The sequence below is a fragment of the Nocardia elegans NBRC 108235 genome, assembly GCF_001612845.1.
In the GTDB taxonomy this organism is placed as follows: Bacteria; Actinomycetota; Actinomycetes; order Mycobacteriales; family Mycobacteriaceae; genus Nocardia; species Nocardia nova.
Genome location: NZ_BDBF01000002.1, coordinates 329,561 through 352,626 on the forward strand (window position 1 = coordinate 329,561; position 23,066 = coordinate 352,626).

The window sequence follows — 23,066 nt, forward strand, 5'->3', positions numbered from 1 at the left end:
CGGCGACGGCCGGCGCGATCGGTGCCGCCGCCGACGTCGGCGTCGGAATCGTTGCGGCGCGTGGATTCCAGTACCTCTTCGCACACTTCCTCGGCTCTCTACCCGAACCGGTCGACGATACCGAGGCTGCCTTCGAACGGTGGATCGACGAGCAACTCGGCGACGGAGTGATCCGGCCGCGCACGGTATTTCGACGTACGAAATTGTCGAAGCGGTTCGACGCGGAGCGGGCAGCTCGCGCGGCGGTAGCCGACGTGCAAGTCAACGGATGGGATAACGCATCGGAGGCGGCGCGGACGCTGTACCGGCTGCTCTTCGCCCAAGTACGCATCGATCCGGAGTCGCGAGATGTTCTCGACTACGTCGAACCGCAAACCCACCTGGATGCGTGGCCCCGGAACGATGGCATCCCGAATGATTTGCCAGGCCTGACGGAAGCATTCGAGAGACAGCACGGTATTCCCATAGTAGGGGCCGATATCCCGGATATTGAGCAGCGCGACGTCCTCGCATTCCTTCGCGGCGTCAAGGCCATGTGTAATCTGTTTCCGGATGTCCGGATCAGCGCGGCGGGTGCGCGCCGGATGGACGAATCGATAAAAGCTATTCCGGACGAGAACAGCGGCGATAGCGCAACCGAAGTAATACTCAACGCGCATTACACGGGGCGTGATTATTCCACGTTCTACGTCAACGATTTCAGGTACGGCGGCACAAGCCACTACTACGAGGCCCAATACCGCTTCACATTGGCCATGGTGGCTGCGGCCGGCCCCGCCCTTCTGGACGATGTCTTCCCCGCTCTGCTCGCCCGCTGGCTCCGTGGCAGGGCCAACCGCGAGTATCGGTACGACGAGGAATTCGGAAGATGGCTGGGACGTCAGTTCACCATGCATGCTCGTCCGAAAACCTATGGGCCTCTGTCGCCGGAGCAGCGACTGCAGGTCGATGAGAAGGCGGCCGTCGCAGAATCATTTCTCAGGGTCGTCGGCGGCCCCATAACCTCAGGCCTGGGAGATACGGGCGACCGTGAACTCACAGATGGCCAGCGAGTGCTCGCGTCGCTGTTGATGAAACATCGAAATAGGCTCTCCGGCGACCAACTCGAGAAAAGCGCTGGAGCGCGAGAGTCGATTCCGGAACTGCCCGGGCAACTCCCTGTCGCAGCAGCTCACCTCGAGCGCCCAGGCCCCGCGTCCACGGATACGACAGCCCGAAAGCCCGGCCCCGCCGAAGCAATCGCGGCTCCAGCGGCGGCCACCGACGAGGAACATCCCGCAACAGATTCCGACACTCGCGCCCACACGTCGGACGAATCCGCGCACCCGGCCGAGGACAGCCGGGTCTACCACCACCTCATGGCCCAACTCGGCAACCCACGCATAGCGCGCGACCTCGCCGCCAAAACCCACGCCCGCGCCGAGCGAGAACACCAACCCACCGAACCCGACACCGCCACACAACACCTACTCCACATCGCCGACACCATCCTCGCCGAACACCGCACCGCCATGGCACAACTCGATGACGCCATGGACAACAAACCCACCCGCACAACGCAACACCTCACCTCCCTCCAACACGGCGGCGCCTTCTTCCACAACCTCCCCGACAAGCCGAACGAACCGGAGGTTCCGGCCCCGCGGGGCGCCGACACTTCCACGGCAGCTCCAACCGCTGACGAGGCTGCCGCTTCGAAGCGACGAGACTTCCTGCGCTGGATTCGCAGGGACCGACCCTGGACGGCAACCGAGCCGGCATCGCAAAAAGACCGGACGGAAGCGACGGTTTCGAAGCGCGAACTGCTCGTCGTCAACAAGCCATTCACGAAGTTGTTGTTCGGTGAGAAGTTCTTGCCGGGTGAGTTCGTGAATCAAATCGGCACCAACGCAGCGTCCTCGGGACTCACGTATATCTTGCTCGGACAAGGGGAATCGACGACTACCACCGCCATGGCGTCTGCCGCTCTATGGGTCCCGAGCGCATTCGAACTGCTCGCCGGCTATGCCGCCGACTTCTGGGACCCGAAAAAGGTAGTGACCTCCGCACTGTGGGTCGGCTCGGCGGCCGCGACCACTGCCACCGGATTGCTGCTGGCCGATGCGCCCCATCTCGGAACCGCCTTGACCGCGGCGACACTGGTCGAAGCCACCGCGGCCACCTTCTATGCGAGCACGTTCCTCAACGAAATGCGGAATCTTCTGACCGAACCGCAGCTCGATTCCGGAAACCGCTTGATGACCAGCACCGGATCTGCTGCCGGGATCGCCGGCCCAGCACTGGGCGCCGGACTGGCTGACGTCGCCCCCGCAGCGCTGTTGGGCCTGAACGCCCTAACCTACTGGGGAAACCTGGCGAACATTCGGGGATTTGCATTCCCCCCTCGGGCTCGAAGAGATCCGCGCAACCTTTTCCGGGAGGTCGGTGAAGGAGTGCGGGCACTGTGGCAGGAGAAATTCCTCACCCAACACACCGCGTTCGCCACAATCAACAATGCCGCGTGGGCCATGATGGGCCTCCGCACAGCCACCGTCCTGACCGACGCGGGCCTGCCGGGTTGGGCAAAGAGCGCGGTGGTTACCGCACCTGCCGTAGGCGGGATACTCAGCGGCTTCCTGCCGAAAGCGCTCGACCGGATCGACGCCACCACTTTCTATCCGGCCGCACTCACGAGCATGGCCGGCTTCTTCACGCTCATGGCATCGACGACCGATCCCGCTGTGATCGCGTCCGCATCGCTCTTGGATGCGATGGTGATGGCGGCGGCGGGCAACCGGGTGACGAAATACGCGCAGGGCGCCTTCCCTGATGAACTTCAAGGTCGAGCGATGTCGGCGCGTCGGCTGTTCCTCAAAAGCGGACCGGCCCTCGGTTTCTTGGGCGCTGCAGCCGTGGCGAACGCGCACGGAGGGCAGGGCGGCGACGCCATCGCCGGAGTAGCCGCGGCCACCACCGCGCTCACCGCCACGGGTTACAGCGCCCTTCTTCTCGTCAGGCGGGGCCGCGTCTCCCTCCGGGTCATCACACGAGGTCGCGGCTGGCTCGGACGGTTGTCCCGCGCGCCCCACGCCGAACCTGCTCGAGAAACGGGGGTTCCGGGTTCAGCCGGACCCGATAATGCCGAAGCAATTGCGGCTGCGACGGAAGGCACCGACGAGGAGCGCGCCGCAGCGAATCCGGCTCGGCCCACCGAGACTTCGGACGAATCCGCGCACCCGGCCGAGGACAGCCGGGTCTACCACCACCTCATGGCCCAACTCGGCAACCCACGCATAGCGCGCGACCTCGCCGCCAAAACCCACGCCCGCGCCGAGCGAGAACACCAACCCACCGAACCCGACACCGCCACACAACACCTACTCCACATCGCCGACACCATCCTCGCCGAACACCGCACCGCCATGGCACAACTCGATGACGCCATGGACAACAAACCCGCCCCCAGAAGGCGACAGCGCTTCGCCCTCTTCCAACACGACGGCGTCTTCTTCCACAATCTCCCCGACGAGCCCCAGGGCGGCGTAAGTCCGGACGATGTTCCGGCGGTACCGAATCCACGCCGTCTGACCGACCTCGAGATCGAAATTGTCGCGTTGGTCAAGGCAGGCCTGACCGACAACGACATCGCCACCGTCACCGAACTTCCGGTGGCAGATGTGCAGGCGCTCCGAAAACGCGCCGTACACAAGCTCGAGGCCGATCGGCCTGCCGAGCATGAGGTGCCGGCCGGGAAGAACGCGGTAATGGGGGCCGACGCCACCGGCTCCGATTCGTTCGGGTCCCACAGAGACGACTCGGTTGCGCGCGAAACCGAGTCGTGGCCGATGGAAGATCGGTGGTGGGCACGCCAGCAGATCGAGGCGGTGCGTCGGTTCGCGGCGGAAATCAGGCGCGCAGCTCGCGACAGCGGTGGCCGCGTCGAGGGCCGGACGACGAGCGATGGGCAACCGGTTTTCCACGTACCGCTCGATTCCGGCCGACTCGTTCAGGTCGAACTGCACCCCGGTCGCCGGATCACGATCTCGATGGTGCTGCGCGAAAGCGACCGGGGACGAAATCTCAACCACAGCTTCGCGTTCGCAGAACTTCTCCGCAATCTCACCCGCAGTTCCGAGCCGGTACCAGGGGCAGACGTCCTCGGCACCTTGATATTCGATACGGAGTTGACGCAACAGCGTGCCCGCCGCGGGTCGCTGACCGATGTCCGGTTCGACATACACACCGACGTACCGGTCGTCTTGGAGGTGACATCCGGCCGGTTCGGACCGTATGTGCGGGCGATGGTCGAGGGGTCCGGGCTTCGGGCAGGCATGGAGCTGAGTTATGGCGACACGCTCCATCCGACGATCCGCACCGATATCCCGCTTCGAACCGGCACGGATGTGCATCGGGTCTCCCATCTCGTCGACCGTCTGTTGTGGGAAGGAACGAGGAGCTGGACGGGACCGCACAAGCCTGCCGAAACGGCGGCCGCCTGGCTGGTCGAGATCGCCGGCAGCCATCGCACGCAGGCCGACTCGTCGAGCGCCTACATCTCGCGTTCGATGCATCTGACCGCCACCACATCCGGCGCGCCGGGCTCTCGCGTCGTACACCTGACGGCAACCGACGCCGTGACCGGACGAAGCTACGAATTCACGGCCCGGGAGAAGTTCGCCCTGGCGACCGCCGTCGCGGCGAAGTTCGCGAACCCGACAGCCGGTCCGATCGGACCGGGCGATGCCCGCGCGGGCCGAACGATCCGATATCCCGATGGCGAAGCATTGAATGCCGAGCTGTGGCGAACACGCGGGTCCTGGTTTCGGGTAGTCGAGGAGCGTGCCGACGGTCCGGTCGAATACGAGGTCCATCAGGATGAGGGTTTACCCGTGCTGGTCGACCCCCGGACGGGCGCGAGACAACGACTCTCGGACTATGAATCCGCGAATACGTCCGGCTGGCAGGCGATTTCCTTCGACAGCGCGGGCGAGCCGCTCCATCCGGTCGCCGACTACGTCCGCGAACTGCGGCAGCGGCGCACGGCGCTGTGGGAACGGCTCGGCCTCGACTCTCCGGACGACGACTCCCGCGCCGCGTGGCGGCGACTCGTGCGGATGCACCGCGAGGTCGCCGAGGTAGAAGTCGCCGAGATCGACGCCTCGCTCGCCGCATTGCATTCGGATGAGCCCGCCACGCAGGCCGCATTGGCAGAACCTCTGCTGATCCGGCGTGGGGTGGCGACGGATCGGCTGGACGATTTGGCCGAGCTGGATTCTCTGGCCGTGCGCTACGACCGAGCAGCGGCGCGCCTGCTGGTTCCGGCCTGCGAGGAATTGTTCGCACGAGAGTTGGAACGACGCCCCGGTACGGTCATCACACCGCACGTAGCGCGCTTCACACCTGAACCCGGTGAGCCGCAGGAAGTGTGGGTCGTGGCCAACGAGGGCGGACATATGCGGGCGTTCGAAGCCGCCATCCAGGCCGATCCGAGTCTGGCTCCCGCACTGTGGCGTGGCTGGCGCATTCGATACATCCAGCTCACCGCCGGACCGTCCGGGCTCGAAGATACCGCCCTGGATGCCGCCGACGTGGAACGCGCATACCGGGCATCGTTCCGTCGGGAACTGGAGAAGCACCTGATGGCCGCCTATCTGAAGTACCGACGCAAGGCCGAATCGCCCGAAGGTTTCACCGCGTGGTTGAAGCCGCTGAAGTCGGACCTGTCGACCGTGCCGGACGATGGGAACACCACCACCTCACCGATGTCGATCCAGGTTGCGGTCGAGTTGATGCGAGCAGGAATCCCCGGCTGGGAGGATGCGAGACCAGCGGCCGAGTCGCCGGGCACCCAACAGCTGATTCCGATCCGGGCCGGCTGGCTGGAGACCGTCGTCGTTCCCGTTGAATACCGGGAAGCGAGCGAGTGGGAATCCAAGGCCGGCTGGCGAGTCGCTCGGCCGCACGGCAGCGACATGGCCGACGTGATAGCCGGCGATTTCACCCTGTTCAGACCGCCTGAACGCAAACTGCGCTCGACTTTCCGGTCCATCGCGCAACTCAAACGGATGCTCGAGAAGACTTTGGCCGGAACCGGACGCCTGCCAGGGCTGATGGCGTACACCGCCCCCATCGTGCTCACGTCGGCCCCCGCACCGGAATTGCCGACAGCCGCGGCAGTGGCCCATATCTCCGAACTGCCGACCGTCGAGGAATTGGAGCGTCACCGAGCCGAACAGACCGGAACCATCCTGCGGTCGGAATTCGAACCGTGGCAGGCACATGCAGTGCAGGAACTAACCGCGACAACCCGTGCACAGTCCCCGCTCCGGGACCTCTCGGTGCCGGCATTGCGGCAGCTGCGGGAACGGCTCGCCGCCTTGGGTCCCCCATTGCGCGCATCCGGCCTGGCCCACCGGCACGAGCGGATGCGCGTGGAGCTCGATCGGCTGCTCTTCGAGATCGAGGCGGAGTCGGGCGCGAGCCCCGTTGCGGAATTGCCGCCGGTGGAGGCACACGCGAATGCCGCGGTGGATTCCGCAGTCCGGTCCGCACTCGAATCCGGTTCCGTACGAGACGGTTCCACGCCGGGCCGCTGCGGGATCGCCGAGCTCACCTTCATCCGCGACTATTTCGACAACACACCGGCCGAGATTCCGGATGCCGACACCGCCGTCATCATCGAATACACCGGCTTCCACCCTCACGAACTCGCCCAATACGCCGGCGGACAGTGGGCCGAGACCACGCTCGGCCAGATCACCTCCCGCATCACCGACCCTGACGATGCCGCCCATCTGGCACTGATCAGCATCCAATACCCCGGCGCCCGCGACGACCACATCGACGGGCACGTCGTCTCGCTCACCACCGACCGCGACGGCGGACTCCGGCTACACGAGCTCGTCCCGGGCCCCGACGGCACGGTTACCGAACACGACCTGCACGGCGAGCAAGCACGCCGACGCCATGAACAACTTCTACAACAACAGCTGCAGGGCGCCACCTTCCACGCGATCACCTACAAAGCCGACGGCATACCCGAAAACCGCATCGACTCGAAGGATCACAGGGCCACCACGGACTGGCATCGCGCGCCCGCGCCCGCCACGCGCCTGGGGCGGGCGGAACAGGGCGACGACTCCGACGCGAATATGCCGGGCATCGCCGGCTCGGCTCAGGGGAAACCGCTGATTCCGTCCCAGCCGTCACAGGAATCGGAATCCGCGGAAACCGATCACGACACCGCCACCGAGGGCTCGACCGGCGTGCGCCCGCCGCAACAACCGACAGATTCACCATCCATCGGCCGAACCCTGATTCCGGGACCGCGACAGCGCGCCGCCATGTCTACGGAGTCGGACCCGCGCGACGATGTCGAGCTGATGGCCGCGGTGCGCAGCGGGGACACAGAAGCGTTCGGAACGCTGTTCGAACGGCATATCGGCCCGGTTCGGAGTTACGCGCGCGCTCGCTTCCGGCCCTCGGACGCGGACGATCTGGTGTCGCACGCGTTTCACGCGACACTCGGCGCGCTGCGGAAGGGGTCGGGACCGGAATCCGCGTTCCGGGCCTATGTCCTGACCGTCTTGCGCAACCACGCCCTGTCTCAGAAACTCAGCTACACCGATCGAATCACGTTGAGCGACGACATGACTCGTTACGACGTGCCCGAAGAGCCGGTCGATACGGAGTTCGGAAGACGCGAGCATGCTCTCCTCGCACAGGCGCTGGCGGCGGGCACCTTGTCCGAACGCGCTCGTCTGATATTGACCAACTTCACTCTGCCGGCGGCAGAGCTGGCACGCTTCATCGATGCGCCCTCCGCCAACGCCGCAAACGTGGCACGACACCGAGCAGTGGAGGAATTGCGCGCGGCATATCTTCAAGCGCAGATTCCGCATGAACCCGACGAATCCTGCCGCGACACAGTGGAACAACTCGGAGCGTGGTTGCGCGGGCCGCTGCGCAAGCGAGCCGAAAACCGGGTGAATACGCATTTGCGGGGCTGCTCGTCCTGCCGCGCCACGCTCGAACTGTCGGTCGCGCTGAATCCGGGCCTCGCCGTACGTACGCACATTCCGGCCCCCGGGCGTGGTGACGGCCGAACCGAAGGTTCGGCAGGCAAACCGGCATCGACCGCGAGCGAAGGCGTGCAACCGAACGACCGGACCCCCCGTCGCAAGCAAGGCGGTGCTCGTCGGCAACGACGCGGCGCCACTGCGCGGGGCGAGGAAAGTTTCGACCCGTTCGGGGGCGTTGCGGACGACCGCGCCCCCGCCGTACTTCCCGGACAGTTGGACAACCCCTGGCTCCTCTTCGCCGACGACCCGCGCGGCGGCGACAATGTCAGTGCCGTGCGCGCACAACGCGAGGGCCGGCCATCGGGGCGGCAACCCGCCGGTCACGTCGAAGAAGCGCTCTCCCCGGCATGGCTGCGGAGAGTCCACGCCGCGATCACCGAGGAACAGCTCGATGCCGACGGATCCCGGCGCGCGCACCTCGGCCGCATCCTGGCCCACCTGAACAAGCTGATGCCGGACGCCCCGCCCGTCACGGCGGACCAGCGCGCCAGGTTGGAGACATTGGCCCGGGCGGTCGGCCGCTGGCTGCATATCGCGCACACCGAACTCGGCGTCGATCTGTCCGCCGGAGAGGTCGCCCACAGTGTCTCGGCACGACAGAGCCACCTCGCCGAAGCAACGAACAGGTACCGTGCCGCCGCCGAGGCCCTCGCCTACCATGCGGCGAACCTCGATGCCGCACCGGCGAATACGTCGCCGTGGGGCCGGAACGTGGGACTGCTGGACGGCGTCGACATCACCGAGCTGACACAGACCATCGAGGGACTCGCCGCGGAATCCGCTCGGCTGGAGGCTGATTCGGCGCGAGCCGCCGAGCTCCAGCAGATACGGCACGCCTGGACCGCGGCCTACGAGCTGTGGAATCTCGCGCAAGATACGCGATCACCGGCCGCCGGCCCTCGCGTCGAAGCACTGATCTCCTACGCCGATGCGACACGGCACTGGCTGATCGCCCTGCTGGATCGGAACAACGGGGCGAACCTGTTGGCACAAGAACAGCGAACTGCTCGCGCTGTCAACGACTATCGGGAGGCGGATCACCGTATCCGCGAGTTACTGCGAACGCTGGAGGCGCAGCCGGTCGCCGCATCGGAGGCGGCGACGCCTGGACCGGATGAGCTGCCGCCGACGGGACCGTCCGAAGCGCAGACACCTGCCGCACCCGCATCGGCCGAGCGTCGGGAGCCGTGGCGCGACCTGCCACCTCCGGCGCCGCACAAGGAAGTAGACCTCGGCCACGCCGCCGGTGTCACCGATGTCGGCCGCCGGAATACGAATCAGGACGACTTCGCCATCGCGACCGCGACAATCAATGGGGAACAGGTGACTCTTGCCGCGGTGTGCGACGGCACCTCCGGAGAAGCGATCCGCAGTGACCGTGCCGCTGCCGTCGGCTCCGCCGCGGCGTGCGCGATCCTCGAGCAGGAGGCCGCTGCCGTCGCCGCGGGCGGGATCTGGGATCCGGCGGCCGTGCTGGCAAAGGCGACCCAGGCGGCCCAGGACGCGGTGCTTGACCTGATCTCGCAGGAGTTCCCCGGCTGCGATCTGCCACCGGTGAGCACGATCGTGCTGTCACTGGTCACCCCCGCCCAGGTATTCACCGAGTGCGTCGGCGACTCTCGCGCCTACTGGATTCCGCTGGACGGCGGTCCCGCAGTCCAGCTGACCACCGACGACTCGGCCCTGCAGCGCTATATGGACCTGATGGGTGTCAGTGCGGAACAGGCCGCGCGCATGCCGCACGCGTCCACGCTCACCCGTGGCCTCGGCGTGAAATACGAATGGCGCGAACCGAATCCGACCGCCCACCACGTGACCGGCCGCGGCGTTGTCGCGCTCGTTTCCGACGGTCCGATCAAGAAGATCGGCTCGCCGGATGCGATCGCGGACCAGGTCCGCGCCCAGCTGGCCCGGACGTCGGGGAATCTTCTCGGCGCGGCACGGGGATTCGCCGAGGCCGCCGTCGAGGCCGGCACTCGCGACAACGTCACCGTCGTGTTGATCGCCGGAGTTGACCGCCCGGACCGGGCCGCATCCTTACCGTCCGCAGCGGCGTCGTCACCGTGGAGTTCACCGACGCCCACCGAGTCTCCGAAGGCCGTGGATCCGCGCACGCTGCCCTGGACCAGCCGCCAGCGGGCGGGTGACGGTCACCCCACGATGCAGCCATCGAGTCCTGGAAATTCGCACCGTTCGGCCGGCGAATCCACGCCCACGCCGGGTTCGACAATCTCCGAATCGTTCGATGAGGGCAGCGCGAATCAGGAATCGGCGACCACTCGGTCCGCGCCGACATCGAGCACCGCCGACGACGCTCAGCATGCGGCCGGGCACCATAGCGATCACGGCCGTGAATCGTCACTGCCCAGGACACGGCGACGAATGATGTCCGCTGCGGAATTCGCCGCGCGACTGGCCCAGGCCGAACGCTTTGGGCCACCTGTGCGAATAACCCCCGACAAGTGGTTCACCCAGAACAGCTTCACCGAGCTCCTCGTGTATCCGGACGGCCTATGGGTTGTCGAAAAGAATTTGTCGTCACGGAAACAGCGCACCGCCGAGATTGTGGCTTCCGCGTTCGCCTACGCTATGGATGCGCCGGTGCCACCGGTCATACCGGTAGACGGTGACGACCGGACCGTGCGAATGCCATGGCTGCCGGGTGAAGTGATCGAGTGCACCGCCGACGATCCCAACGGAATCCATGCATTGGAGGCATTGCGGGGTCACCCCGACGCGGAGCAACTGGGTCTGCTCGACCTGGTGATCAGCAACTGGGACCGGATAGAAAACGTTTTGCGCGACGGTGATCACTTGGTCGGCCTCGACCATGCTTTTGCCTTCCAACGCCCCATCGACCCGAGCTCGAGTCCGTTCTCCCAAAGCTACGTGTCCGCCGTGGATTACCATCGTGCGCCCGACCCATATGAGTGGGTAGCCAACGGACGAAGCAAGTCCGAACTCGAAGGGTATAAACGCAACATCCAGGCGCTGCAATCACTGTGCGAGGATTACGACTGCCTCGGCTGGCATATGGGAGCCATGGCTCTACTGGACAAGGTAATCGCGCACGCTCGGGACACGCATGTCGGCCAGGACGCCGCGGAACAGGGAAGCGAACAAGCGAGCGCCGGGCTTGGATTGTCGACGGAATCGGCTCGTCCAGCTTCGGAAACACCGTGGCGCCGTGATCGACCCGCTGCAGCACCCGCCTCTTCGGGGAACCCGCTGTCCCCCGAAGAGGCGCTCGACCTGCCGCGGAAAAAGAACCGGAGACGAGCCCCCGATCCGAACGCTTATCACCACCGCCCGGACGACGGCATGCCATGGGATCCGGTAGTGCCGCAACCTGATCCGCTACTGACGCCTCCGGGGCAACGTCGCGGCCGTGGCGCCAGGCCGCCGTCGCTCGATGGAGTATTCGATGGTCGGAGCGAGATCGAATTCGTCGATCCGGGCGTCGATCGGGGGAACAGACGGGGACGTCGAGGTGACGTCCCGAGTGTGTGGCATCGCTTCGGCCGTGACGACTCGACTCCGGACGCCATCGAGCTTTCCCCCGTTCTCGGTCGTGCGCTTCGTGCTGCTGAGGCGGACGCCGAGGACGTGGTCACCTATGCGCTGCAACCGGCGGAGGCGCTCGGCCTGGATGCGACGAAGCTGCAGCAGCGCGACCCCGAGGCAATCGCGCGCACGGTCCAAGCGGTGCGGATTCGACAGCGCCGGCGATTCGAATCGGTTCTACGCCGGCTCGTAGCCGACGACGCGTTGACCGAGCTGCTCGACCATCAAGACGCGATTTCCGAACTGGATGAGCGCGTCCGCTCGCTGCCCCGGCATCTCGAAGCCGCGGAAACATACCTGGACGAGGTTCGCACAGCGCTCGCGATCATGGCCGTACCGGAGCTGTTCGCAGCTGCCGGAGTGAGCCCGCTCATCGATGACGACGGGCAGATTGTGGAGGCGATCGGATACACCTCGGACGGCCGAGTGATCGTCGCATCGCCACTGCGCGATCAACATGCGCTGCTGGACCTGCAGGTGCCTGGGTTCCGCCGACAGGCTCCGAAAAACGGCGTGTCGATCGAGTACTGGCACGTTCGTATCGACGACCAGGGACGCCTCGTCGTGGAAACGACATCCGGAGCACATCCAGACCCGGAGCGCACCGCGTACTACTACCGCGACCGCGACTACGTCTGGTGGCGTAAGGACCTGGCCGACGAAAGGACGTTCGCCGAGAAATGCGCAGAGGCCCTTGTCTCGGGTGAGATCGCTCGCGAGCACCTGAAAGGCGATACCGGAGATGCGACGATGTCCGCGGGAGTAAGCATTGTTCACTACCGCAACGGATTTCGTCACATCGAGAAGAAGGTACGCGATATCGATCAGCGCGACGCCGAGAAGCTGGCGGCCATCACCCTCGCGGACGCCGGCTCGCGGCCTGCCGAGGTACTGGGCGCGGATGAAATCCTGCCTGGCGGCAGCGAACTGGTGCTGCTCATCGAGTATGTGCCCGGATTCGACGCGAGCGACATATTCGGGGATTTCGAAGACGCTTGGCGAGATTTCTTCCACACTCCGACCGGGCAGCGTCTCGGTCGAGGCGATACGCTTGTCCACCCCTGGGACAGGCACGAGCGCGGGAGCAAGAACTGGCGACTCCAGCTCGGTTTCATCGTTCGGCCGATCGACAACGGGAACGCGTACCAGGACGCACTACCGCCAGGGGGATTCACCCTTCACTACGCCACAGTCGTGAACGGAAAGATCGAGTGGCGGAAGCACTACACTCCGCGTGCGGAGCTCGAGGCGGTCCGGGAACGAACACTCACGTCGAAAGCGGCATACGATCGGCGCGACCGAGCCGAGTGGTACCAGGACGTGATCGACAACCTCGTCCGAATCGAAGCGAGCGCCTGGTACAACACACCAGCCGACAATGCCGAGGCGGTGTTGACACTCACCAACCTGCGGGACGTACTGGCCGAAAGACTCAACCTTCCAGGCGCCCGCAACCTTCCGCACCCGTACGACGAATTGACTCCGAGCGACTGGCGGACGGTGATCGCGTCGAAGTACGAGAGCCTTCGCCGATTCCGTGAAATGGGCTTCCCGGCCGACCGGACGGCTCGCGATCTCGACACCCTCGACAAGTTGACCAAGTTGCTCTTGCACGCGCAGATGCGGCAGGTCACCCCCGATGCGCTCGACGACAACTGGGTCATCGACCCGGACAGCGACACCGTCGGACAAACGCTGACCGAGGTCTACCTGGATGGTCTCGCAGTCCGTTTGGCCGACGTGGAGGCCGCCGCGCAATCCGTGCGTCATGACGCGGAATCCCACATGGCCTGGGTCGAGGCATTCGGCCCGGAATCCGGAAGCCAGGCGTGACCGAAGCGAGCAGTACTCTCGGCCCCATCGAGTAGGCACACGTGATCAATGTGGCGCCACCGCACCAGGGATCCACAACCTGAGGCAGGGCCGCACTACCCCCCGCACCCGCGCCGTACCATGGCCTCATGACCGAACAGGACATCCTTGCCCATATCCAGGACCTGGTGAAGCAGGAGCATCAGCTGCGGTCCAAGGCCACCAGCGGGGAACTCGATCCCGAGACCGAGCGGGCGAAGCTGGCCGATCTCGAGGTGATGCTGGATCAGTGCTGGGATCTGCTGCGGCAGCGGCGGGCCCGCATCGATCAGGGCGGCAACCCGGACGAGGCCCAGGCCAACCCCGTGAAGCAGGTCGAAGGTTATCTGCAGTAACGGTTAGCATCGGGTAATGGTTGAAATCACGACCGCCGACGGCGTTGTCCGCGGTCTCAGGCGTCGTCGCATCGTGCAGTGGCGTTCGATTCCCTTCGCCGCGCCGCCGGTCGGCGATCTTCGTTTCCGCGCGCCGCAGCCCGTCGAGAGCTGGTCCGGGGTGCGCATGGCCACCGAATACGGATTCGCCGCGATGCAACATCGTGACGGCGCCCGCATCGGACCACGCAACCCGCAGCCGACGAGTGAAGACTGCCTGACCCTGAATGTCACCGCGCCCGCGGAACCGGCCACCACACCCCGGCCGGTCATGGTGTTCATCCACGGTGGCGGTTACGTGCTGGGCACCTCGGCGCTGCGGTTGTACTCCGGCGCCCGGCTGGCATTGCGCGGCGATGTGATCGTCGTATCGTTCAACTATCGGCTGGGCGCCTTCGGCTACGTCGACTTCGGTGAATTCGCCACGGAGACACGGCCGTTCGAATCGAATCTGGGTCTGCGCGACCAGGTGGCGGCGCTGCGGTGGGTGCAGCGCAATATCGCGGCCTTCGGCGGCGATCCGAACAATGTCACCATCTTCGGCGAATCGGCCGGCGCGCATGCGGTGGTCAGCCTGCTCGCCACCCCGGCCGCGGCCGGGCTGTTCCACCGCGGCATCGCGCAGAGCGCGCCGGCGGACTGGTCGCTGACGGCCGAGGCGGCGCGGATCTTCGCCCGGCGCTGCGTCGACAACCTCGGCGCCACGCCGGAACAGGCGGCCGAGGCGCTGAGCACCGCCGGCGCGAACGACATCCGCAAGGCCGCCGATCGCGCGATCGGCGATGTGCTGTGGCGGCAGCCGGGCAGCTTCCCCGCCGCCCCCGTCGTCGACGGCGACTTCCTGCCGACGGATCCGATCGAGGCCATCGCCGCCGGGCGCGCTCACGCCGTCCCGCTGATCATCGGCACCAACCGCGACGAGGCGACCCTGTTCAAACGCTTCGATCGCTCCCTGCCCACCACCGCCGAACAACTGCACGTGGCGCTGTCGCGATGCGGCGACGCCGACCTCGAAAAGCGGGTCGTGGCAGCCTATCCCGGGTATCCGTCGCGGCGGGCCGCCGTGCGCATGGGCGGCGACTTCGTCTTCTGGCGGCCCACCGTGGAGGTGCTCGAGGGCCACAGCCGCCACGCCCCGACCTACGCCTATCGGCTCGACTACGCGCCGCGCGCGGTCCAGCTGGCCGGTTTCGGCGCCACCCACGCCCTCGATCTGATCCCGGTGTTCGGCGGGGTGGACAGCCCCATCGGGCGCGGGCTCACCGCGGCCGGCGGCTATCGGGACTTCCTCGCGGTGCAGCGCGAATTCCAGGACAACTGGCTCTCGTTCGCCCGCAAGGGCGAGCCGCTTCCGTCCTGGCCGCAGTACACCGAGCAGCGCCGCAGCACCCGCATCATCGACAGCCCGGCTCGGGTGGAGGTCGATCCGGATCGTGCGAAACGCCTTGCCTGGCAAGGAGTCCGGGTTCCCGCGCCGGTCTGACCTACTTCAGCAGCCGGGACATGCGCCGGTCGGCGAGGATCTTGCCGCCGGTCTGACAGGTCGGGCAGTACTGGAACGATTTGTCGGCGTAGGCGACCTCCCGCACGGTGTCACCGCAGACCGGGCACGGCAGTCCGGTCCGCGCGTGCACCTGCATGCCGGAGCGCTTCTCCCCCTTGAGCCGGGCCGCGTCCTGGCCCACGGAGCGGGTGATCGCGTCGGTGAGGATTTCGCGCATGGCCCGGTACAACTCGGCTACCTTGTCCGCGCCGAGCGTGGACGCGGTGGCGAAGGGCGAGAGCCGGGCGGCGTGCAGGATCTCGTCGGAGTAGGCGTTGCCGATGCCCGCCAGCACGGTTTGATCGGCCAGCACGGTCTTCAACCGTTGCGAGGTGCCGGCGAGGAGTTCGGCGAAGCCGTCCTCGGAGATCTCGAGCGCGTCGGGGCCCAGTCGGGCGATGCCCGGCACCGACTGCGGATCCTCGGTGATCCAGACCGCGAGCCGCTTCTTGGTGCCCGCCTCGGTGAGATCGAAGGCGGGTGTCGCGCCCTCGCGGGTGAAGAAGTGGACCCGCAGTGCGAGCGGGCCTTTACCCGGTTTCGGCGGCGCGGCGCCCGGTTCGTCGATCCAGCGCAGCCAGCCGCCGCGGGACAGATGCGTGATCAACCACAGGCCGTCGCAGTCGAGGCCCAGATGTTTACCCCAGTGCCCGGCACCGGTGACGTCGCGCCCCGACAGCGCGGTCACCGGCGGATCGAACGTTTTCAGCACACTCAGCGCCGCGACGTCGACCCGCCCGACAACCGCGCCTACGGCATGCTCGACCAGAAACTGTTCGAGCGCCATGATCTCCGGCAACTCGGGCATTCCCGCAGCCTACCGGCGTCCACCGACAACCGGCCGCTTTCACACGGCGAGCGGAGACCCGGCCGATGCGAACGGCCGCGTTCCCACCGGGAGAACGCGGCCGCCGGCCTCACGGCACGCGATTCGATCACCGCGGCACGCGACTCGCGTCACATCTGGGCGGGCCCCTGCTGCGGCGTGGCCACACCGGGGGCGACCGCACCCTCGATCGCGCCCACTCCGGCGCCGATCGCGGCACCCGCGGCAGCGGCCGGCGCCGCGATCACCGCGTAACCGATGGCGGCGCCGACGACCGGCATGACGACCAGGCCGGCCGGCAGGAACGGGATCCCGGCGATCAGACCGGCGACCGCGCCGACCATCGCGCTGGTGCTCGCGATGGGGCTGCTGACGATATTGCCCACGCTGGACCCGATCACCGCGCCGCCGAGGGTGTCCGCGGCGATGCGATCCGAACGCGACGGCTCGAATCCGGCGGAGTCCATGGTCTGCGCCAGCCCGGCCTCGGCCTGCGCGGCGGAATCGTTGATCTGCCCGGTCAGCTGCGGATCGATGAAGTCGGGCCGCGGCGTCACGACCGAACCGATCCGGATGGTGCCCTCGGGCGCCTTGATCGGCGCCACCGGCGGTGCCGGATGGGCGAGATCGGGCAGATGCAGTGCGCCCGGATTCACCATCGCCGGGGCGGTGAGATCGGGCACCGCCCGAGTGCTGTTCGCGGCGTTACGGTTCGACGAGATGGAGCCGGGGGCGGGCGCGGCGGCCGGCGCGGTGGCGTCGGCGGTGGTGGCATTCGGTTCCGGATCCGCGATCGGCGCGGCGAACGGCGGCACGGCCGGGTCGGTCGCCGCGCTCGGCTGGAACTGCCAGGGGTTGGTCTGCGCGACCGCGCGTGCCACCGCATCCGCCGCGTTCGACACGCCGGCGGCGACGGTTCCGGCGTCCGGCAGCATCCCCGTGGCCGGTGCCACACCCGAATCGGTGGTCGGCGCGGCCGCCCCTGCCACGCCCGTCTGCCACAGTGCCACGGTCAGTGGCAACGCGCCGAGGACGAGCGAGGAACCAACGCGCCGGCACCACTGTCCCGATGCCGCCGAATGCTGCCCTGCCATGAAAACCTCCAGTCGGATTTCGATCGATTGACAGTGATTCGAACCGGCCGGTGGCGTGGATCACATTCGTATCGATTTATTCCACAGCAATTTTGGAGCTATTTCGGACATGTACACGGAACGTCGGGCGGCTAACCGATTCTGCGCAAAAGGTATATGTCCATCACCCACCCCTTCGCCTCCCGAAGTTCGTTGCGGCGCCGCACGATTCGATCCTCCACCGCGCGCAGCGGCCCCTCGATCAACGTCTCGTCCGCCATCCCCAGGTAGGCGCCCCACCAGATGTGCAGATCGTCGCCCGGCACCTGCGTGAACGAACACTCGCCGTCGAGCATCACCAGCGTCGGCCCGTCGGCCGCCACGCCCTCGGCGCGCACCCGGCGACCGGTGGTGATGTGCACCGGTTCGCCGATCTCGTGCAGCACGATGCGATGGGCCGCCGCCAGGGCCTGGGCACTGGTGACGCCCGGGATCACCGTGTACTCGAATCGCGTTCCCGCGTCCAGCACTCGCTGCACCATCCGCAGGGTGCTGTCGTAGAGCGAGGGATCGCCCCAGACCAGAATGCCGCCGACCCCCGCGGTGGCATCGAACGCCTCGGCCAGCAGTTCGGCGCGGCGGCGATGCCAGTCCTCGACCACCTCGCGATAGTCGGCGGCGCCCTCGACCGTGCGTTCGCGCGGCGGATCGGCGATGGCCACCACGCGATGTTCCGGATCGGCGTGTGCGGCCAGGATCGCGGCGCGGACCTCGGTCAGTTCCCGCTTGGCCTCCCCCTTGCCGATGACGAAGAACGTGTCGACCTGCCGAATCGCCTCGACCGCCTGCACGGTCACCTGCCGGGGATCCCCGGCGCCGATTCCGATCACATAGAGCATGCGCACGGTGCCCCAGGCTAGCCAGCGGACCACCACGCGATGAGGGCGGTGGTCACCCGAAGGCTAGGCTTGCGGATATGGACGGCGCGCCCGGAAACGACACCCAGTACGAGGATCTGCTGCGGCTGGTACTCGAGCGCGGTACGCCGAAATCCGACCGCACCGGGACGGGTACGCGTTCGATTTTCGGACATCAGCTGCGTTACGACCTCTCCGCCGGCTTCCCGCTGATCACCACGAAAAAGGTGCATCTGAAATCGATCGTCTACGAATTGCTGTGGTTCCTGCGCGGCGATTCCAATATCCGCTGGCTGCACGAGCACGGTGTCACGATCTGGGACGAATGGGCCGACGCGCACGGTGAACTCGGGCCGGTCTACGGGGTTCAGTGGCGCAGCTGGCCCACTCCGGACGGCACCCACATCGACCAGATAGCGCAGGTCCTGCAGACGCTGCGCACCGATCCCGATTCCCGGCGGATCATCGTCTCGGCGTGGAACGTGGCGGACCTGGACAAGATGGCGCTGGCCCCGTGCCACGCGTTCTTCCAATTCCACGTCGCGGACGGAAAACTGTCCTGCCAGCTGTATCAGCGCAGCGCCGACCTGTTTCTCGGGGTGCCGTTCAATATCGCGAGCTACGCGCTGCTGACTCAGATGGTCGCGCAGCAGACCGAATTGGAGCCCGGCGATTTCATCTGGACCGGCGGCGACTGCCACATCTACGACAACCACCTGACGCAGGTTCGCGAACAGCTGAGCCGCGAGCCGTATCCGTTCCCGCGGTTGCATCTGCGGCCCGCGCCGAGCCTGTTCGACTACACCTTCGACGACGTGGAAGTGCTCGACTACCGCCATCATCCGGCGATCAAGGCACCGGTGGCGGTATGAACCGCATCGGGCTGATCTGGGCGCAGACCCGGGCGGGCGTGATCGGCGCGGACAACGCGATTCCGTGGCGAGTGCCCGAGGATGTGGCGCATTTCAAAATGGTCACCGCCGATCATCCGGTACTGATGGGCCGGCGCACCTGGGATTCGCTGCCCGCGCGTTTCCGGCCGCTGCCCGGACGGCGCAATATCGTGATCACGCGGCAATCACAGTGGTCGGCAGCGGGCGCCGAACGCGCCGATTCGGTGGCGAGCGCCATCGCACTGGCCGCCGCGGAGACCGTGTGGATCATCGGTGGCGGCGAAATCTACCGGCAGGCAATGGATTACGCGACCGATCTGATGATCACCGAAATCGACGCCGATATCCCGGGCGACGCCTACGCACCCGCGATCGCGGGCGACTGGCAGGTGGAGGACGCGCCCTGGTCGCAGTCGCGGTCGGGGCTGCGCTACCGGATCCGGCGCTTCGCCCGCGACACCGCCCCCGCCTCCGTCGGCTGAATCGCGCCCGGCAGGTATCGAACCCGAATCGCATCGGCGAAACGGCCGACCGCGCGAGGTGGGTCCGGCATACTCAGCGATATCCAGCCTGTGACCACAGCCCCGATCCCGGCTGAACCGCGAGAGGCAGATCATGGACAAGAAATCGCTGACGGCGGCGGCTCGCCAGCAGCTGAAGCTGGCCGCGTCCGCCACGAGTGGACGCAGTTCGCAAACCCTCTACGGCGGCCACACCCACAGCCTGCGCCAGACCCTCATCGCGCTGACCGCCGGCCAGAGCCTGGCCGAGCACGAAACTCACGGCGAAGCCACCCTGCAGGTCCTGACCGGAACCCTGATTCTGATCTGCGGCACCAACGAGTGGAAGGGCTCGCCCGGCGATCTGCTCGTCATTCCCTCGGCACGGCACAGTGTGAAGGCCATCGACGACGCGGTATTCCTGCTGACCGTCGCGAAGTGAGGCCGGTCTCGCGAGGTCGGGCCGTCCGCACGCGCGGTCGGCCCGGCACCGTACCCTGTTGATCATGGGTGAGCCGCAGCCGATCCTCGATCCGCTTTCGCGCGCCGCGATCTTCCTCGTCGCGACGATCGACGAGGGCGGTGAGCCGGTGGTGCGCGACCTTCTCGCCGATCTGGCGGGACTGCGGCGCTCGATCGGGTTCCGGGTGCCGGAAACGCGGCTGTCCTGCGTGACGAGTATCGGTTCCGCCGCCTGGGATCGGCTGTTCGCCGGTCCGAAACCCGCGCAGCTGCACGAATTTCCGGGCTACGCCGGGGAGAAGCATCAGGCACCGGCCACACCGGGCGATCTGCTGTTTCACATCAAGGGCGAATTGCCGGACGCCTGTTTCGAATTGGCGATGCTGATCGGCTCCCGGTTGAAGGGTGCGGCCACGATCATCGACGAGACGACCGGGTTCCGCTATTTCGAACAGCGTGACCTGCTCGGCTTCGTCGACGGCACCGAGAATCCCGAGGGTCCCGCCGCCGTCGCCGCCGCTCTCATCGGCGATGAGGATCCCGAGTTCGCCGGCGGTAGTTATGTCATCGTCCAGAAATATCTGCACGATCTGGAGGCGTGGAGTTCGCTGACGGTCGAGGAGCAGCAACTCGTCATCGGCCGTACCAAACTCGAGGATCTGGAGCTGTCCGACGAGGACAAGCCGGCGGATTCCCATGTCGCGGTGAACACCCTGATCGATCCGGACGGCACCGAGCGCCAGATCCTGCGTGCCAACATGCCATTCGGCAGCGTCCGCGAGGGCGAATTCGGCACGTATTACATCGCTTACGCCGCTACCCCGGATGTCACCGAGCGGATGCTGGTCCGCATGTTCCTCGGCAGCGACGAGGCGCCCTACGACCGCATTCTCGATTTCTCCACCGCGATCACCGGCACCCTGTTCTTCACCCCGGCCAACGATTTCTTCGACGACCTTCCGGACGCCCCCGCGCAGGAGGCGGCTTCGGAGCAGGACCTGGAACTCGAGGCAGCCGGAATCGCCGAGCTGCCCGCGGCCGCGTCTTCCGGCGACGGCTCCCTCGGTATCGGCACGTTGAAAAGGATCCCTCAATGAACAATCTGCACCGTGAACTCGCGCCGATCACCTCCGAGGCGTGGTCGGCCATCGAGGAGGAGGCGACGCGCACCTTCCGGCGTCATATCGCCGGTCGCCGGGTGGTGGATCTGTCCGGCCCGCACGGCACCGACTATTCCGCGGTCGGATTGGGACGCACCACCCTCATCGACGCACCCGATCAGGGCGTCCAGGCTCGCCAGCGCCTGGTGGCGCCGCTGGTCGAGCTGCGCGTGCCGTTCACCCTCTCGCGCGAGGAACTCGACAACGTCGAGCGCGGCGCACAGGACGCGGATCTGGATCCGGTCAAGGACGCCGCGCGCAAGATCGCGTTCGCCGAGGACCGCGCCGTCTTCGAGGGCTACCCCGCCGCCGGTATCACCGGCATCCGCGCGGCCGTGTCGAACACCCCCGTCACCGCGCCGAGCGATCCGCGACTCATCCCGGAGGCCATCGCACAGGCACTGAGCAAGTTGCGCCTCGCCGGTGTCGACGGGCCGTATTCGGTGCTGCTGAGCGCCGATCTGTACACCGCGGTGAGCGAGACCTCCGACCACGGCCATCCGATCCGCACACATATCGAGCGGCTGATCCCCGAGGGCGAGATCATCTGGGCGCCCGCCATCGACGGTGCCTTCGTGCTCACCACCCGCGGCGGCGACTTCGATCTGCAGCTGGGTCAGGACCTGTCGATCGGCTACCTGTCCCACGACGCGGAGAGCGTGCAACTGTACTTCCAGGAAAGCCTGACCTTCCTGGTCTACACCGCCGAGGCCGCCGTCCCGCTGCGCGGCTGAGTCCGACGCGAGCGATCTCCGAGGTGTCATCATGAGCGACGACGTCCCCCCTGTATCCGGACCCGACATCTCCCGACGGTCCCGCGGACCGGTCCGGGCGGTGCGGGCCGGTGTCGTCACCGGCCGCCGCACCCTCACCTACAGTGCGCTCGCCGCGCTGTCGGTGCTGGTGATCTGCGGTGCCGTGGTGGCCCTGTTCGGAGTGAACCGGATCTTCACGGGACTGCTGGCCGGCGCTGTGGCGGGTATCGCGCTGCTGGTGGCGCTGTTCGGTCGCGATGTCGTCGTTCTCACCGACCGCGCGATCTACCGGCGCACCCCGTGGGCCGAATCGCGGCTGGAGTGGGATCGGGTGGTGGCCGGGCGGTTCGCGCTCGACGAGCGCGCCCGCTGGTCGCTCGCGCTGGATCTGACCGGCGGCGACGAACCGCACGACGAACTGGTACTGCTCAGCATTCCGCCGGTGCGGCATCCGGTCTCCAACGCCTACGAACATCGCAAGCGCGAACAGGTCGCCGAGATTCGCCGGATCCTGCGCGAGCAGCGGATCCCGGTCACCCTGCTGCCCGAGATCGCCGCGGCCCTGCACGAACACTGGAAGCTCGCGCCTGCCGCCCGGTGAGCTCCACACCCGCCCGCACCGATCGTATCGTGAAGGCTCCCTTTATGATTCGCACCGCCGCACTCGCGCACATCCGGAATCGCCGTCTGCTGCAGGCACGTTCGACCGGCAAAGAGGTGTTCTACATGGCGGGCGGGAAGATCGACCCCGGCGAATCACCGGTGCAGGCGTTGTACCGCGAGGTGCGCGAGGAGCTCGGTGTCGACGTGGCGGCCCACGACGAGCTCGGCGTCTTCGAATGTGAGGCGTACGGCCACACGCCCGGTACCGCGCTGCACATGACCTGCTTCACCGCGGACCTCACCGGCGAACCGACGCCGACCAGCGAGATCGCCGAACTGCGTTATTTCACCGTCGGCGAGTACGCGGCCATGCCGCATGTCGCGCCCGGCTCGATGCTGGTCTTTCGGCGCCTGCACGAACTCGATCTGATCGACTGGTGATCCGGAGGGGAACGTCGTCCGCC

General features: G+C 66.8%; 13 protein-coding genes (1 of these 13 cut by a window edge). 10 read left to right on the forward strand and 3 right to left on the reverse strand.

The genetic code is table 11. The features are described 5' to 3' along the window. The 3 genes from NE2_RS03460 to NE2_RS03470 all read left to right on the forward strand — a co-directional run. Nucleotides 1-13,457, forward strand: the 3' portion of a protein-coding gene (locus tag NE2_RS03460) for a LuxR C-terminal-related transcriptional regulator (RefSeq protein WP_063023760.1). The gene continues 26,740 nt to the left of window position 1, outside the view; only the last 13,457 of its 40,197 coding nucleotides appear in the window; its start codon lies beyond the left edge, outside the window; the stop codon is at nucleotides 13,455-13,457. Between the two features lie 128 nt (nucleotides 13,458-13,585). Then, the gene (locus NE2_RS03465; protein WP_030517178.1) at nucleotides 13,586-13,831 is read left to right on the forward strand and encodes a DUF2630 family protein; all 246 of its coding nucleotides are present in this window, start codon (nucleotides 13,586-13,588) and stop codon (nucleotides 13,829-13,831) included. Nucleotides 13,832-13,847: 16 nt separating this feature from the next. Next, nucleotides 13,848-15,353, forward strand: a complete 1,506-nt coding sequence (locus NE2_RS03470) for a carboxylesterase/lipase family protein (protein ID WP_063023762.1) — start codon at nucleotides 13,848-13,850, stop codon at nucleotides 15,351-15,353. A gap of 1 nt (nucleotide 15,354) precedes the next feature. Here NE2_RS03470 and NE2_RS03475 read toward each other — a convergent pair whose 3' ends face one another. From NE2_RS03475 to cobF, 3 genes are all read right to left on the reverse strand, one after another. Continuing rightward, a complete protein-coding gene (locus tag NE2_RS03475; protein WP_030517176.1) occupies nucleotides 15,355-16,221 on the reverse strand; it encodes an Fpg/Nei family DNA glycosylase in 867 nt (288 codons plus the stop codon). 149 nt (nucleotides 16,222-16,370) lie between these two features. Next, nucleotides 16,371-17,333 (reverse strand): DUF456 domain-containing protein, encoded by a 963-nt coding sequence (locus tag NE2_RS03480; RefSeq protein ID WP_063023764.1) that lies wholly within the window; start codon nucleotides 17,331-17,333, stop codon nucleotides 16,371-16,373. Between the two features lie 131 nt (nucleotides 17,334-17,464). After that, nucleotides 17,465-18,217 (reverse strand): precorrin-6A synthase (deacetylating), encoded by a 753-nt coding sequence (gene cobF, locus NE2_RS03485; RefSeq protein ID WP_063023845.1) that lies wholly within the window; start codon nucleotides 18,215-18,217, stop codon nucleotides 17,465-17,467. 71 nt (nucleotides 18,218-18,288) lie between these two features. On the opposite strand from cobF, the gene NE2_RS03490 reads away from it, so the two are divergent. The 7 genes from NE2_RS03490 to NE2_RS03520 all read left to right on the forward strand — a co-directional run bounded on the left by NE2_RS03490 (nucleotide 18,289) and on the right by NE2_RS03520 (nucleotide 23,043). Then, complete coding sequence (locus tag NE2_RS03490) at nucleotides 18,289-19,101, forward strand: thymidylate synthase (RefSeq protein WP_030517173.1); 813 nt, start codon at nucleotides 18,289-18,291, stop codon at nucleotides 19,099-19,101. Further along, nucleotides 19,098-19,604, forward strand: a complete 507-nt coding sequence (locus NE2_RS03495) for a dihydrofolate reductase (RefSeq protein ID WP_063023766.1) — start codon at nucleotides 19,098-19,100, stop codon at nucleotides 19,602-19,604. The genes NE2_RS03490 and NE2_RS03495 overlap by 4 nt, the downstream gene beginning before the upstream one ends. Nucleotides 19,605-19,737: 133 nt before the next feature. After that, a complete protein-coding gene (locus NE2_RS03500; protein ID WP_030517171.1) occupies nucleotides 19,738-20,064 on the forward strand; it encodes a cupin domain-containing protein in 327 nt (108 codons plus the stop codon). Between the two features lie 64 nt (nucleotides 20,065-20,128). Then, the gene (locus NE2_RS03505) at nucleotides 20,129-21,181 is read left to right on the forward strand and encodes a Dyp-type peroxidase (protein ID WP_063014213.1); all 1,053 of its coding nucleotides are present in this window, start codon (nucleotides 20,129-20,131) and stop codon (nucleotides 21,179-21,181) included. Then, entirely contained in the window at nucleotides 21,178-21,978 is an 801-nt protein-coding gene (locus NE2_RS03510; RefSeq protein WP_030517169.1) for a family 1 encapsulin nanocompartment shell protein, read from the forward strand. The genes NE2_RS03505 and NE2_RS03510 overlap by 4 nt, the downstream gene beginning before the upstream one ends. A 31-nt stretch (nucleotides 21,979-22,009) precedes the next feature. Continuing rightward, the gene (locus NE2_RS03515) at nucleotides 22,010-22,600 is read left to right on the forward strand and encodes a hypothetical protein (protein WP_167356696.1); all 591 of its coding nucleotides are present in this window, start codon (nucleotides 22,010-22,012) and stop codon (nucleotides 22,598-22,600) included. A 44-nt stretch (nucleotides 22,601-22,644) separates the two neighbouring features. Then, the gene (locus tag NE2_RS03520; RefSeq protein ID WP_030517167.1) at nucleotides 22,645-23,043 is read left to right on the forward strand and encodes an NUDIX hydrolase; all 399 of its coding nucleotides are present in this window, start codon (nucleotides 22,645-22,647) and stop codon (nucleotides 23,041-23,043) included. Nucleotides 23,044-23,066: the final 23 nt, after the last annotated feature.

Coding starts and splice junctions, on each gene's coding strand:
- NE2_RS03465 (WP_030517178.1), top strand. CDS start 13,586: ATGACCGAACAGGACATCCTTGCCCATATCCAGGACCTGGTGAAGCAG.
- NE2_RS03470 (WP_063023762.1), top strand. CDS start 13,848: ATGGTTGAAATCACGACCGCCGACGGCGTTGTCCGCGGTCTCAGGCGT.
- NE2_RS03475 (WP_030517176.1), bottom strand. CDS start 16,221: ATGCCCGAGTTGCCGGAGATCATGGCGCTCGAACAGTTTCTGGTCGAG.
- NE2_RS03480 (WP_063023764.1), bottom strand. CDS start 17,333: ATGGCAGGGCAGCATTCGGCGGCATCGGGACAGTGGTGCCGGCGCGTT.
- NE2_RS03490 (WP_030517173.1), top strand. CDS start 18,289: ATGGACGGCGCGCCCGGAAACGACACCCAGTACGAGGATCTGCTGCGG.
- NE2_RS03495 (WP_063023766.1), top strand. CDS start 19,098: ATGAACCGCATCGGGCTGATCTGGGCGCAGACCCGGGCGGGCGTGATC.
- NE2_RS03500 (WP_030517171.1), top strand. CDS start 19,738: ATGGACAAGAAATCGCTGACGGCGGCGGCTCGCCAGCAGCTGAAGCTG.
- NE2_RS03505 (WP_063014213.1), top strand. CDS start 20,129: ATGGGTGAGCCGCAGCCGATCCTCGATCCGCTTTCGCGCGCCGCGATC.
- NE2_RS03510 (WP_030517169.1), top strand. CDS start 21,178: ATGAACAATCTGCACCGTGAACTCGCGCCGATCACCTCCGAGGCGTGG.
- NE2_RS03515 (WP_167356696.1), top strand. CDS start 22,010: ATGAGCGACGACGTCCCCCCTGTATCCGGACCCGACATCTCCCGACGG.
- NE2_RS03520 (WP_030517167.1), top strand. CDS start 22,645: ATGATTCGCACCGCCGCACTCGCGCACATCCGGAATCGCCGTCTGCTG.